The 13,031-nt window shown below is 62.2% G+C and carries 13 protein-coding genes; 7 read left to right on the top strand and 6 right to left on the bottom strand.

Annotated features, from left to right (window positions below):
- Window positions 1-185: 185 nt before the first annotated feature.
- Window positions 186-1,658 (top strand): AMP nucleosidase, encoded by a 1,473-nt coding sequence (amn, locus tag L8K08_RS29165; protein ID WP_178119700.1) that lies wholly within the window; start codon window positions 186-188, stop codon window positions 1,656-1,658.
- Between the two features lie 72 nt (window positions 1,659-1,730).
- Complete coding sequence (locus L8K08_RS29170) at window positions 1,731-2,366, top strand: pseudouridine synthase (RefSeq protein WP_242201802.1); 636 nt, start codon at window positions 1,731-1,733, stop codon at window positions 2,364-2,366.
- Here the strand turns inward: L8K08_RS29170 and L8K08_RS29175 are convergent.
- Together L8K08_RS29175 and L8K08_RS29180 are read right to left on the bottom strand one after the other, a co-directional pair.
- On the bottom strand, window positions 2,361-2,570 hold the full coding sequence (locus L8K08_RS29175; protein WP_007975837.1) for a DUF2788 domain-containing protein: 210 nt from the start codon (window positions 2,568-2,570) through the stop codon (window positions 2,361-2,363). The two genes, L8K08_RS29170 and L8K08_RS29175, sit on opposite strands and share 6 nt — an antisense overlap.
- A 195-nt stretch (window positions 2,571-2,765) precedes the next feature.
- Window positions 2,766-3,245 (bottom strand): Lrp/AsnC family transcriptional regulator, encoded by a 480-nt coding sequence (locus L8K08_RS29180; RefSeq protein WP_003194418.1) that lies wholly within the window; start codon window positions 3,243-3,245, stop codon window positions 2,766-2,768.
- Window positions 3,246-3,687: 442 nt separating this feature from the next.
- Between L8K08_RS29180 and L8K08_RS29185 the strand changes: the two genes are divergently transcribed.
- Window positions 3,688-4,782, top strand: a complete 1,095-nt coding sequence (locus tag L8K08_RS29185) for a DUF6515 family protein (RefSeq protein ID WP_242201804.1) — start codon at window positions 3,688-3,690, stop codon at window positions 4,780-4,782.
- Here the strand turns inward: L8K08_RS29185 and L8K08_RS29190 are convergent.
- Both L8K08_RS29190 and L8K08_RS29195 read right to left on the bottom strand, forming a co-directional pair.
- Window positions 4,779-5,672: a cation diffusion facilitator family transporter gene (locus L8K08_RS29190; protein WP_145162411.1), complete on the bottom strand. Its 894-nt coding sequence runs from the start codon at window positions 5,670-5,672 to the stop codon at window positions 4,779-4,781. The genes L8K08_RS29185 and L8K08_RS29190 overlap by 4 nt on opposite strands.
- 15 nt (window positions 5,673-5,687) lie before the next feature.
- Window positions 5,688-6,107 (bottom strand): polyribonucleotide nucleotidyltransferase, encoded by a 420-nt coding sequence (locus L8K08_RS29195; RefSeq protein ID WP_106579351.1) that lies wholly within the window; start codon window positions 6,105-6,107, stop codon window positions 5,688-5,690.
- Window positions 6,108-6,360: 253 nt separating this feature from the next.
- Here L8K08_RS29195 and hrpB point away from each other — a divergent pair, with 253 nt between their 5' ends.
- Window positions 6,361-8,868 (top strand): ATP-dependent helicase HrpB, encoded by a 2,508-nt coding sequence (gene hrpB, locus L8K08_RS29200; RefSeq protein WP_242201806.1) that lies wholly within the window; start codon window positions 6,361-6,363, stop codon window positions 8,866-8,868.
- A 153-nt stretch (window positions 8,869-9,021) separates the two neighbouring features.
- Here hrpB and L8K08_RS29205 read toward each other — a convergent pair whose 3' ends face one another.
- Both L8K08_RS29205 and L8K08_RS29210 read right to left on the bottom strand, forming a co-directional pair.
- Window positions 9,022-10,110: an endonuclease/exonuclease/phosphatase family protein gene (locus tag L8K08_RS29205; RefSeq protein ID WP_242201808.1), complete on the bottom strand. Its 1,089-nt coding sequence runs from the start codon at window positions 10,108-10,110 to the stop codon at window positions 9,022-9,024.
- 39 nt (window positions 10,111-10,149) lie between these two features.
- Window positions 10,150-10,809, bottom strand: coding sequence for a YciC family protein (locus L8K08_RS29210; RefSeq protein ID WP_242201810.1), 660 nt, complete (start codon window positions 10,807-10,809; stop codon window positions 10,150-10,152).
- Between the two features lie 180 nt (window positions 10,810-10,989).
- On the opposite strand from L8K08_RS29210, the gene L8K08_RS29215 reads away from it, so the two are divergent.
- From L8K08_RS29215 to L8K08_RS29225, 3 genes are all read left to right on the top strand, one after another.
- Window positions 10,990-11,757, top strand: a complete 768-nt coding sequence (locus L8K08_RS29215; RefSeq protein WP_242201812.1) for a DUF2076 domain-containing protein — start codon at window positions 10,990-10,992, stop codon at window positions 11,755-11,757.
- 128 nt (window positions 11,758-11,885) lie between these two features.
- Window positions 11,886-12,362 carry an NYN domain-containing protein gene (locus tag L8K08_RS29220; RefSeq protein ID WP_119740929.1) on the top strand — a complete coding sequence of 159 codons (477 nt, stop codon included), beginning with the start codon at window positions 11,886-11,888 and terminating at the stop codon, window positions 12,360-12,362.
- Between the two features lie 29 nt (window positions 12,363-12,391).
- On the top strand, window positions 12,392-13,003 hold the full coding sequence (locus L8K08_RS29225; RefSeq protein ID WP_221295693.1) for a 3'-5' exonuclease: 612 nt from the start codon (window positions 12,392-12,394) through the stop codon (window positions 13,001-13,003).
- Window positions 13,004-13,031: the final 28 nt, after the last annotated feature.

The raw sequence follows: 13,031 nt of genomic DNA on the forward strand, positions 1-13,031 counted from the left end.
TACACTCGGTCAAAATGTGGGAGCGGGCTTGCTCGCGAATACGGTTCTTCAGTGACTGAGCAGGTGACTGATACACCGCATTCGCGAGCAAGCCCGCTCCCACATTATTAACCGCATTCCAATCACTACTGTTTCAGTGAGGCCGGGATACAGGCAAGATAAAGGCCTGCAAGTCAGAACACAGGATGCTTACCGTGACCGAAGCTTTTGTTGTCGTTCAAACCGCCGAAGAAGCCGTGGATCGGCTGGCGGCTCTTCACGAGCGTGCTACCGGCGCGCTCAATCAAGCCCTCAAGCAATACCTCAAGGACCGCGTCGAGCCCGACGCCGCGCAACGCGCACTGTTTCGCTATCCAGAACTGCGCTTGACCTACCATTGCCATGGCGAAGTCCCACAGACCACTCGGGCGTACGCCAAGGTTCAGTTGCCGGGGACCTACAGCGTCACCGTCACCCATCCGGGCGCATTCCGTAAGTACCTGCTGGAGCAGCTGGTGCCGCTGATGCACGACTTCACCGTGACGGTGGAGGTCGGCGTGAGCCAACAGAATATTCCGTACCCGTATGTGGTGGAGCAGGGCGACGAACTGGCCGGCTCCGGCGTGACCGCCGCGACCCTGGCGCGCGTGTTCCCCAGCACCGACCTGTCCGCGGCCACCGACGGTATCGCCGATGGCCTTTACGACTGGGAAAACACCGACCCGCTGCCGCTGGCGCTGTTCGATGCCGCCCGCGTGGACTTCTCCCTGCGCCGTCTGGTGCACTACACCGGCAGCGACTGGCGCCATGTGCAGCCGTGGATCCTGCTGACCAACTACCATCGCTATGTTGACCAGTTCATCCTGCATGGCCTGGAGCAATTGCGCAGTGACCCGCGGTTTATCCGCATGGTGCTGCCGGGCAACGTGATCATCGACAAGAGCATGGACCACGGCGAAGCCTCGGCGATTGCGGCGGGCGTGGTCTGGCACCGTTACCAGATGCCGGCCTATCACCTGCAGGCCACTGATGGCCACGGCGTGACCCTGGTGAACATCGGCGTCGGCCCGTCCAACGCCAAGAACATCACCGACCACCTGGCCGTGCTGCGCCCGCATTGCTGGCTGATGATTGGTCACTGCGGCGGCCTGCGCCAATCCCAGACCATTGGCGATTACGTACTGGCCCACGCCTACATGCGCCGCGACGGGATTCTGGACCGCGTAGTGCCGCCGAATATTCCGATCCCGGCCCTGGCCGAAGTGCAGATGGCCCTGCAGCAAGCGGCGGCCAACGTTACCGGCGAAAAAGGCGAGGAGCTGAAAAAGCGCCTGCGCACCGGCACCGTGTTGACCTACGACGACCGCAACTGGGAGCTGCGTTGGGCCCAGGAACGGCCGCTGATCAACCTGTCCCGCGCCGTGGCCGTGGACATGGAAAGCGGCACCATCGCCGCCCAGGGTTATCGTCTGCGGGTGCCATATGGCACGTTGCTGTGCGTCTCGGACAAACCCCTGCACAGCGAGATCAAGCTGCCAGGTTCGGCCAACGCGTTCTATGAGCGTGCGGTCAGCCAGCACTTGAAGATCGGCATCGAGGCGGTAGACCTGTTGCGCACCGAACTCAACTCGCTGCACTCGCGCAAACTGCGCAGCTTCGACGAGCCGCCGTTCCGCTAAGCGTTTGGGATGGTCATTTAGCGGTCAGGCCACTAGCATTGTCGGTCCTGACCGTTAGATGTTCCTTTTGCCATGTCCCGTCCCACCCGTCCCGACTCGCGCCGCCCTGGCGTGAAACCTGCGTATCCCGCTCCCCGGCGTGTCGCCAAGGCGCCACCGGCCGAGCCGAAACTGATCCTGTTCAATAAACCCTTCGACGTGCTGACCCAGTTCAGCGACGAAGGCGGGCGCGCGACCCTCAAGGATTTTATCGACATCCCCGGTATCTACCCGGCTGGCCGCCTGGACCGTGACAGCGAAGGCCTGCTGCTGCTGACCAACGATGGCCAACTGCAGGCGCGGATTGCCGACCCCAAGCACAAGCTGGCGAAAACCTACTGGGTGCAAGTCGAGGGCGAACCGACCGAAGAGCAATTGCAGCGCCTGCGTGACGGCGTGGAGCTTAATGACGGCATGACTTTGCCCGCGCAAGCCCGGCAGTTGGACGAACCTGAATTATGGCCGCGCAACCCGCCGGTGCGCTTTCGCAAGAGCGTGCCCACGCATTGGCTTGAGCTGGTGATTCGTGAAGGGCGTAACCGCCAGGTACGGCGCATGACCGCAGCGGTGGGCCTGCCGACCTTGCGTCTGGTGCGCGTGCGTATCGGGGACTGGTCGATTGACGGCCTGGATCAAGGCCAATGGAAGGAAGTGCCGGCGCGTTTATAAGGCGCCGGATTCTATCAGGCCGATCACCACGCTCTTGATGATGAACGCGGCCACGCCCAGGCCCAGTACGAAGAACAGAATGAACGAGCCAAAGCGCCCGGCTTTGGATTTCTTCGCCAAGTCCCAAACGATAAAGCCCATGAAAATGATCAGAATGGTGACCAGGCCAGTCATCATCCATTCTTCAAACACGGCGGGGTCGATGTTGTTCATGTGGGAATTTTCCGGCAAGGCAGGCGGGAAGTATAAAGCAGGGCATCAGGCGCAACATTGACCTGAGTCTTGACGCGGTCAATGTGGAAGCTGGCTTGCCCGCGATAGCATCAACTGGGGCTGGCTGATACGCCGAGTTGCCCGTATCGCAGGCAAGCCAGCTCCCACATTTGATCTTCTGCGACCTTAAGTACGCAGGTGGGTCAGCGGCAATTCGGTGCTGTTGAGTACCTGATTGAGCACAAAGCTCGACCGCACGCTGGTCACGCCTTCAATGCGGGTCAGGTGGCCCAGCAGCAGTTTCTGGTAGTGATCCATGTCTGGCACCACCACTTTCAACTGATAGTCCGCATCCATCCCGGTGACCAAGCTGCATTCCAGCACTTGCGGCAGGGTGCGGATGGCCGCTTCGAAATTCTCGAAACGCTCGGGTGTGTGGCGGTCCATGCCGATCAGCACATAGGCCGTGAGGCTCAGGCCGAGCATCTTGCGATCGAGCAAGGCGACCTGGCGCGCGATGTAGCCATCGTCTTCAAGCTGCTTGACCCGGCGCGAGCAGGGCGAAGGCGACAAGCCGATACGCTCGGCCAACTCCTGGTTGGAGATCCTCGCGTCGCGCTGCAATTCCGCCAAAATACTCAGGTCGTATCGGTCAAGCTTGCTCATTGGGTTGGCCTTTGTCGTAACTATTGCGGCGAATTATCTATGAAGGGTTAAAAATTGCGCAAGCACTGTTTATTGACGCAATCTTCGCAATCATCTGTCGGCGCGGCGGGCCTATGATTACCAACAGAATCACCGCCTGGACAACAGTCCACTGCAGCCCGCCCAATCAGGCCCGCTGCGGCCGCCGCCCGAGCAGGGTTGAGTCGGCCTCCAGGCTGCACACTGTCCACAAGACGGCGTGAGGTGAGCCAACGTCAAAAGCGTTGAGCACGGACGAAATTCTCAAGGGGCGGCCGACGGGTCACCCCTTTTTCTTTGCGCGCGTTTTTACCCGAAAAAATACTTCTCGTGACTGATAACCTGTCTCAGAACCGGGCGAGGCTTTTCCAGTCTCATCTATGAGGCCGGACGTTCTAGGCCCTTATCCGCAGTGAGGAATAGCATGAAGCGCATCTGGCGTATGGCAGGTGTAGGTTTGCTGATAATGACCGTTGGCTCGCAAGTAATGGCCGACGACCCGCGCTCTGAAGGGGGCGGTCAGCATGAAAGAGGTCCCGAAGGCGGACGGCAAGGCAACGAACAGCCGCGACCGCAAAATAACCAACCACGCCCGCAGAACAATCAACCGCGCCCGGAAATCAACCAGCCGCGCCCGCAGAACCCGCGTGTCGAGAACAATCAGCCTCGGCCGCAAAACCAGCATTTTGATCGCGCCGAACAACAGCAGCACGGCGGTGGGCAATGGCAAGGTCGCCCGCAAGGTGCCGAACAGCCTCGGCCAGCGCCGCAGCCCGCGAATAACCTGCCGATTCAGGGGCGCCCGGACACGGTTCGGCAAACCCAGGAGCCGCGCCAGGGTCACTATCAGGACATCCCGCGCCGTAACGATGGCAACCAGCATTGGCAGGCCGGCAATGGCCCCGCGCGCCCAGGTGGCGGGTTCAACAATGGTCACCCCAACGACAGCCGCTGGCCGGGTCGCCCCAGTGGGCACGGCACTGGTTGGGGCCCTGGCCCGCAATATCGCCCCGGCTATACGGTAGATCGGTTCCCCGACCGCAACTACCGCGTGCCTTACCGTGGCCAGGATTATTTCTTCTCCGGCGGCTACTGGTATCGCCCGCAAGGCCCGCGTTATGTCGTGGTGACGCCGCCGTACGGCATCCGCGTGCAATACCTGCCGGACTATGCGCGCGAAGTGTGGGTGGGGAGTGCGCTGTTCTTCCTCGCAGCGGGTTCGTACTACACCTACGAAAGCGCCACCCAGCAGTACGTGGTGGTGCAGCCGCCGACAGAAGTGCCGGCACCGCAACCCGCGCCGCAGGGCAATGGCTATGACGTGGTGGCCTACCCGGCCAACGGCCAGTCACCGGCGCAGGTGCAGCAGGACGGCTACGACTGTTATCGCTGGGCAGTGCAACAAAGCGGTTTCGACCCTCGGACCGTCACCTACGCCCCGGACCCCGCGGTGGTGCAAACCTACCGCCAAGCCCAGGGCAACTGCCTCACCAGCCGCGGGTATCAGGTGCAGTACTAGGCCTTATTGCCCGTGACTACTTCCCGCGGGTCGGCGTGCACCAGCACTTCGGCGCGCGGGTAGGCGTTGTGAATGGCATCGGCGGCCTGGTCGCTGATGCCGTGGGCAACCGACAACGATAATTCCCCCGGCAACTCCAGATGCAGTTGCACAAACCAGTGGCTGCCGGAAATCCGCGTGCGCAAATCATGCGCACCCAACACACCTGGCACACCGCGCGCCAGTTCCAGCATGTGCTGGCTCACATCGGCTGGCAGTTCCTCGTCCATCAACACCGCAAAGCTTTCACGGGCGATCTGGATGGCGCTCCACAAAATGTAAGCGGCGATGCCCAGGCCGAACCACGCATCGACCTGATTGAAGCCGAACCCCGCCAACACCAATGCCACCAGAATGCTGCCATTGAGCATCAAGTCCGAACGGTAGTGCAGCGAGTCCGCGCGCACGGCGTTGGAGCCGGTTTCGCGGATCACCCGGTGTTGCAGCATCAGCAGCGCCACCGTCATCACCAGCGAAAACACGATGACCCCGATGCTCAGCCAAGGCGCGCCGACCGGTTCCGGATGGTGCAAACGCTGGTACGCCTGGAACGCGATCAGCACCGCACTGCCGGCGATAAACAATGCCTGGGCCATGCCCGACAGCGACTCCGCCTTGCCATGCCCATAACGGTGGTCATCATCGGCCGGGCGCAGCGCGTAATGCACTGCCAGCAGGTTGAGCAACGAGGTCACGCCATCGAGCAGCGAGTCGGTCAACCCGGCGAGCATGCTCACCGAGCCACTGAACCACCAGGCGATGGCCTTGGTAATAATCAGCGCACAGGCCACGCCCACCGACGCGCGGGTGGCCAGGCGCAAGAGCCTTGCGTGTTCGGGACTGCTGGTCATAAGCGGGTCGAGTCCTTAAGCGGCGGGCTGCAGGCCCAGGGAGGCGAGTTGTTGCACGCTGCCCTTGAACTGGATCATGCGCGGGTCATCCAGCGGCAGAGTGCGGCCGGTTTCCTTCTGGATGATGGTTTGCAGCTTGGCGTTATCGACCTTGCCGTCGGCGCCGATGGCTTCATGCAGTTTCTCGGGCGCGACTTGAGCCGTTTTGCCGGGCTCGAAGTAAATCGCGCCGGTGGCGAAGTCCACGCCGAATGCGATCAGGCCGGGGATCACATAGAACAGCAGGCCCACGGCGTCGAGCACGGCAATCGCCGGGTCGATCTTGCCGTCGATCTGGCCACGGCGGTCCGGGTAGAAAATCGAGCCGCAGGCGGTCAGTTGGCTCAGCAGGGTGACGGCGAGGACACCGCCGATGACACGGGAAGCGATACGCATGAAAAGTCTCCTGAACACGGTTGAAAGATGACTATAAGCAAGTCTACAAGGCAACGCTGATCAAGTGTGGGAGCGGGCTTGCTCGCGAATGCAGTCTGCCAGTTGATAAATCTGTTGACTGACCCACCGCTTTCGCGAGCAAGCCCGCTCCCACACTTAACCGCGTTACCCGTGGGATTGTGCGGTGTCTTTGAGACCAGCACCGGCACCCGGCAGTTCGCCGTTATACTCGCCGCTCTGCTTTGGAGCCAGTATGAATTCGTTGCCGATCGATGATGTTTTACCCGCCCTGCGTGACGCCTTGGCGATTCGCCATGAAGCCGTGCTGGAAGCGCCGCCCGGCGCCGGTAAAACCACCCGCGTGCCCTTGGCCTTGTTGAACGAGCCATGGCTGGCCGGGCAGACCATCCTGATGCTCGAACCCCGGCGCCTGGCCGCGCGCGCCGCCGCCGAACGCCTGGCCAGCGAGCTGGGCGAAAAAGTCGGCGAAACCGTCGGCTATCGCATTCGCCTCGACAGCAAAGTCGGCCCCAATACACGCATCGAAGTGGTCACCGAAGGCATCCTCACCCGCCGCTTGCAGGACGACCCGGCGCTGGAAGGCGTGGGCCTGCTGATCTTTGACGAATTCCACGAGCGCAGCCTCGACGCCGACCTCGCGCTGGCCCTGAGCCTGAATGGCCGCGCTCTGTTTCGCGACGAACAACCGCTGAAAATCCTGCTGATGTCCGCCACCCTCGAAGGCGAACGCCTGTCCGGCCTGCTGGATGACGCGCCGATCCTGCGCAGCGAAGGGCGCATGTTCCCGGTGCAGATGCGCTGGGGCCGCCCGTACCAGGCCGGTGAATTCATCGAGCCGCGTGTGGTGCAGACCGTCCTTGAAGCCGTGCATGACGAGACCGGCAGCATTCTCGTCTTTCTGCCGGGGCAGGCCGAGATTCGCCGGGTTAATCAACAACTGGCCGACGCTTTGGGTGATCGCCCGGATGTGCTGCTGTGCCCGCTGCATGGCGAGCTTGACCTCAACGCCCAACGCGCCGCCATTGACCCGGCGCCCGCCGGCAAACGGAAAGTGGTGCTGGCCACCAACATCGCCGAGACCAGCCTGACCATCAACGGTGTGCGCGTGGTGATCGACGCCGGGCTGGCGCGGGTCCCGCGTTTCGACCCCGGCAGCGGCATGACCCGCCTCGACACCCAACGCATCTCCCGCGCCAGCGCCACCCAGCGGGCCGGCCGGGCAGGGCGCCTGGAGCCGGGCGTGTGTTATCGGTTGTGGTCCGAAGACCAGCATGAAGGCCTGGCGGCGTATGGCAGCGCGGAAATCCTTGCCGCCGACCTTGCCGGGCTGGCCTTGCAACTGGCGCGTTGGGGCGTCACGCCCACGCAACTGGTGTGGCTGGATGTGCCGCCGACTGCTGCGTACGCCCAGGCTCAGGATTTGCTGGTGCGTCTGGGCGCGTTGAACGACGACAAACTCACCGCCCATGGCCAGAAGATGGCCGAGTTGCCCGCGCATCCGCGTATCGCCCACCTGTTGCTGCGCGGGCAGGACCTGGGGCTGGCGGCCACGGCGTGTGATGTCGCCGCGCTATTGGGCGAGCGTGACATCTTGCGCGGCGCCGGTGCCGATTTGCACAGCCGGCTGGCGCTGATGTCCGGCGAGGAGCGTGCGCGAGGTACTCAAGGCGGCGTGCAGCGCGCCAAGCAACTTGCCCGGCAATACCGCAGCTATTTAAGAGGCCAGGCGACTCAGGCCGTGCCCGATCCCGATCACCCGCGTTGGCTCGGCGCCCTGCTGGCGCTGGCCTACCCGGACCGCGTCGCCCAGCAACGTCGCCCCGGCGGCGCCGAATACCGCCTGGCCAATGGCCGTGCCGCGCTGTTCGCCGAGGCCGACAGCCTGATGAAACAAGCGTGGCTGGTGATCGCCGACCTCGGCAGCCGTCAGGGCCAGCGCGAAGAGCGCATCTACCTCGCGGCCGACTTCGATCCGGCGCTGTTCGACACAGTGCTTGCCGAGCAAGTGCGCAACGTCGATCAGCTGGATTGGGACGAGCGCGAAGGCGTGCTGCGCGCGGAGCGCCAGCGCAAAGTCGGCGAACTGGTGCTCAGTCGCGAACCGCTGAGCGGTCTGGACGAGTCCGCGCGCAGCCAGGCGTTGGTCAACCTCGTGCGCCGCAAAGGCCTGGAGCTGCTGCCGTGGACGCCTGAACTGCGCCAATGGCAGGCCCGCGTCATGCTGCTGCGTCAGCTGGACGCCGGCAAAACCAGTGAGTGGCCGGATATCAGCGACAAGGCTTTGCTCGCCAGCCTGGAGCATTGGCTGATGCCGTACTTGGGCAAAGTCTCGCGCCTGAGCCACTTCGCCAACCTGGATATCTCCAGTTTCCTGCACAACCTGTTGCCCTGGCCGCTGCCCCAGCGCCTGGACGAGCTGGCGCCGCAGCACGTGAAGGTGCCCTCGGGCTCCTCGGTGCGTTTGGACTACAGCGAACAGCCGCCGATTCTGGCGGTGCGCTTGCAGGAATTGTTCGGGCTGGCGGACACGCCGCGTATTGCCGGTGGGCGCCAGGCGGTCAAGCTGCACCTGCTGTCCCCGGCGCGCCGGCCGGTGCAGGTGACCCAGGATTTGGCGAACTTCTGGCGCAGCACGTATGCCGAGGTGAAAAAGGATTTGAAGGGGCGGTATCCCAAGCATTACTGGCCAGATGACCCGTTAGTGGCCGAACCCACCGCCCGGATCAAACCGCGCAAGTAAAGCTTGTGGAGAGCAAATTTGGGAGTGGGATGGTGTGGGAGCTGGCTTGCCTGCGATGCAGACGGCTCGGCGTACCTGTTTCACCGAGGCGATGCTATCGCAGGCAAGCCAGCTCCCACAAAAGCCCACACACATTGAGCTTTGTGGTGTGGGTTATTGCGCGGCCGGGAGCAGGAATCGGGCGATCACTGGTAGGTGGTTGGAGATACGCAGTGTGTCTTCTTGCCGTACTTTGGCCTCTATCCGCTTGATCCTTGGGCTGTAGAACAAATAATCCAACGTCCGATCCGGCCCATCCACACTTGGGTCATTGGGGAAGTGCGTAAGCCACTTCGCCCGGTCAATCCCACTGGATTCACTGTTACTGGGGATCATCGGGTACTTATCCCACAGCAAATGCAGCTCGCTGTCTGGCGAATACTGCCCGCGCTTATCGGCGTCCAGGCGCAGGAATTGCCCCAGTGGCAGCAAGTTGAAGTCCCCACCGATCAGCCATGGCGTGCCACGCCCTTCGAATTTATCCAGCAGTTTCACGGTGGCTTTGGCCTGCTCCTGCACCGCGGACCGCCCAGGCATATCGCCATCCAGCCGGGTGTTGAGCACGGCCAATTGGCCACCATCGCTCAACGGCAAGTAGGTCAGCAATAAGGCGGGTTTGGGTTGGAACTGGCGGCTGATGATGTTGGCTGGGGACACCGGCAGTTGCAGGCGTTCGGCGTGTTCGATCTGGTAGCGGCTGAGGGTCACCAGCTTGCGGCCGACGCTGCCGAAAATATGCAGGCTGGGCACAAAGTCGGCTTTCCAATCGAAGGCCTGGGTGCTGCACGGGTAGAGATCGACCAGGCGTTCCTGCAACAGTGCGATCTGGTCCTGGTAATGGGAGGGCTTGGCGTTTTCGTCGAGTTCCTGCAGCAGCAGGATGTCGGGTTGTTCGTCGCGGATCACCCGCGCCACTTCGTCGAGGCTGGAGGCCATGTCTTCCACGGTAGGGCGATCATCCGGGCCGTTGCCGTCGGTGGTGTCGTACCAGAACACATAGTTCTTGCCCGCCAGGTATTGCACATTCCAGGTCATGACCTTCAGCGCCTGCCCGGGCAGCAGCGTTGGCGCACGCGGCGCGACGCAGCTGACGGGCAGGGTTTGTTTGTCGGCAGGGCGCCAGGTCAGGCTGTAGATCAGGGCGGCGAGCAGGCCTGCGACGATCAGCAGGCTCAACAGGGTGATGCGCAATAAACGGGTCATCGGCTCGGCTTATGGCGTTTCAGGAGTGGCAGGAGCATATCACCGCGCGTCGGCATCGCCACCGATCAACATGAATAAACGGAACAGCACCACGCTGGTAAACAGTTGCAGGAAGCTTTGGGCGCTGTCGAGCACGGTGGCGAGCATTGGGCTCGGGCTGGGGTAGACGGCATCAGTGGCTTCCTTGAGCAGCAACAGCGGCGTCATCACACACAGCAGGCATACCAGGATTCGCCAAAAATGCCCGCGAGTCAGGCGCAAACTTTCCTGCATCGCCCCCAGCGCCGACAGGCCGCGCAGCACCAGCAGGTACTCGGCAAAACCGAGCACGACCATCAGCCACAGGCCGGGTAGGTAAAACAGTGACAGGCCCAGCCAGACCAACAATGTACTTATCGCGGTCAGCACGGCGAAACGTGGCCACAGGGTCAAGGCCGTCGCCCACAAGTCTTTAGTGCGCGGCGAGTCGCCACGCGTGCGGGCATCCAGAAACAAAATCAAGGCGCCGACGTACAGCGGGTACATCACCAACCCCACCACAATGCTGTAGGCGCGCGAAGCATCCGGCGCCAGCGTGTGCTCGATTACCTGTTGCAGCAGGGCTTCGAGAATCACCAGGGGCAGGCACAGCTGCACGATGGCGCCCAGGTTACGCTGAGTAAAACGGAAGGAGTCGCGCAATACGTCTAACGGATTCATCAGGTTCATCACTGACCGAAAAGCAAGGCCCACACTTTAACCGATCATGACGAGAGGTAAGCAAACGTAAACCTTGCGTAAAGACCATTGAAACGTCTGGTAACAGCCCCATAACTAGTGCGTAGCTCGCCTGATCACAGACGGGCCCATGATTTTTACCGGCAATCTAACGAGGTCGCCATGAACAGCGAAGAGCAAACCCTGATCGATGGACTGTTTTCACGGCTGCAGCAAGCCGAAACGGACTCAGCCCCCCGCGACGCCCTGGCCGAAGCGCGGATCAAGGAGCACATGACTCGCCAACCGGCCGCCGGGTATTACATGACCCAGTCGATCCTGGTGCAAGAACACGCGATCAAGAGCCTCGACGCGCAGAACAAGCAACAGGCGCAGCAGATCCAGCAATTGCAGGATGAGTTGCAGCAGGCCAAGGCTCAGGCAGCACAGCCGGCGCCGAGCAGTGGCGGTTTTCTGTCAAGCATCTTTGGCGGCGGCTCCCGTGAGCCGCAACCCACACAAAGTGCGCCGGCGGCTTCCGGTGGCGGCTGGCGTGAGCCTGGGCGGCCTTCGTTTGGCCAGCCTGCGCCCCAGCAAAACTACGGCGCGCCGCAGCAAAACTATCAACAGCCACAACAAGCGCCCGCAGCGCCGATTGGCAGCGGCTTCCTCGGCGGGGCGTTGAAAACCGCTGCCGGTGTGGCCGGTGGTGTGATGCTGGCCGAAGGCATCAGCAGCTTGTTCAGCCACAACTCGCAACAGCCGCAAGTGGTGGAAGAAATCATCCGCGAAGAACCGGCGCCCGCCAGTGATAACGGCAATTGGGGCAACGACGACCAGAAGTTTGCCGGCAATGACAGCTGGGGCAGCGACAACGCCTCGGACAGCTTCGCCGACAGCGACTATAGCGACGATTCTTCCTCGTTTGGCGACGACGATTCCTTCGTCTGACCCGCCTTCAACCGGGGCGCTTCGTCGCCCCGGGCTGATTTTTCGCTGAAACTTTCCCATGGCTGGCATACTGGCGCTTTTACGGGCTCTCACGTCCGAGGTCCAAGTGGCATCCATGGGGAAGTGCGGTGAAGAAAATTGCGGTGTTCGCCGATGTACAAAACCTCTACTACACCGTGCGCCAGGCCTACGGTTGCCATTTCAATTACGCCGCCCTGTGGGCTGACATCAGCGCGCGCGGGCAGATCGTCGAAGCTTACGCGTACGCCATCGACCGTGGCGACAGCAAGCAGCAGCAATTCCAGCAGATCCTGCGCAACCTGGGCTTTACGGTAAAACTCAAACCCTACATCCAGCGCAGCGACGGCTCGGCCAAGGGCGATTGGGACGTGGGCATCACCCTCGACATCATGGACGCCGCCGACCACGTCGACGAAGTGGTGCTGGCCTCCGGCGACGGCGATTTCGACATGCTGCTCGAACGCATCATCCAAAAGCATGGCGTCGAAGCCGTGGCCTATGGCGTCCCGGGGCTGACGGCCAACTCGCTGATCCGCGCCGCCAGCCGCTATGTGCCGATCGAAGGCGCGCTGCTGCTTAAATAAGTCAATTGTCAGACGGAGTTGGAACAGGTTTGGAACGTATAGCGGTCATCGACTTTGAAACCACCGGCATCACCCCGAGCAGCCACTGCCGGGCCACGGAAATCGCGGTGGTCATCCTTGAACGCGGCCAGATCGTGGACCGCTACCAGAGCCTGATGAATGCCGGCGTGCGCGTGCCGGGGTTCATCGAACAGCTCACCGGCATCAGCAACGCCATGCTGCGCAGCGCGCCACCGGCGGAGCGGGTGATGAACGAAGTGAATGAATTCGTCGGCACCACGCCACTGCTGGCGCACAACGCCGCGTTCGACCAGAAGTTCTGGGACTTCGAACTGGGCCTGATCCGTCGCACCCGCCTGCAAAAATTCGCCTGCTCGCTGCTGCTGGCCCGCCGCCTCATGCCGGCGGCGCCGAACCACAAGCTCGGCACCCTCAACAGCTACGCCCAACTGCCCCACACCGGCAAGGCTCACCGGGCAATGGCGGATGCCGAAATGGCAGCTAACTTGACGGCGCACCTGGCCGAACAATTGCGCGGTACGCATGGGTTGCGCGAACTGTCCCACGACCTGCTGTGCACCTTGCAGAAAGTGCCGGCAGCGAAGATCAATGAGCATTTGAAGAAGCATCGCGGGTTCTGACGCTTGCGCTACTCCAAGCGCACCGAAG

Origin of the sequence: Pseudomonas sp. TREG-RG-20F-10-E-6-01, from assembly GCF_022662455.1 — a bacterium.
Taxonomy (GTDB): domain Bacteria; phylum Pseudomonadota; class Gammaproteobacteria; order Pseudomonadales; family Pseudomonadaceae; genus Aquipseudomonas.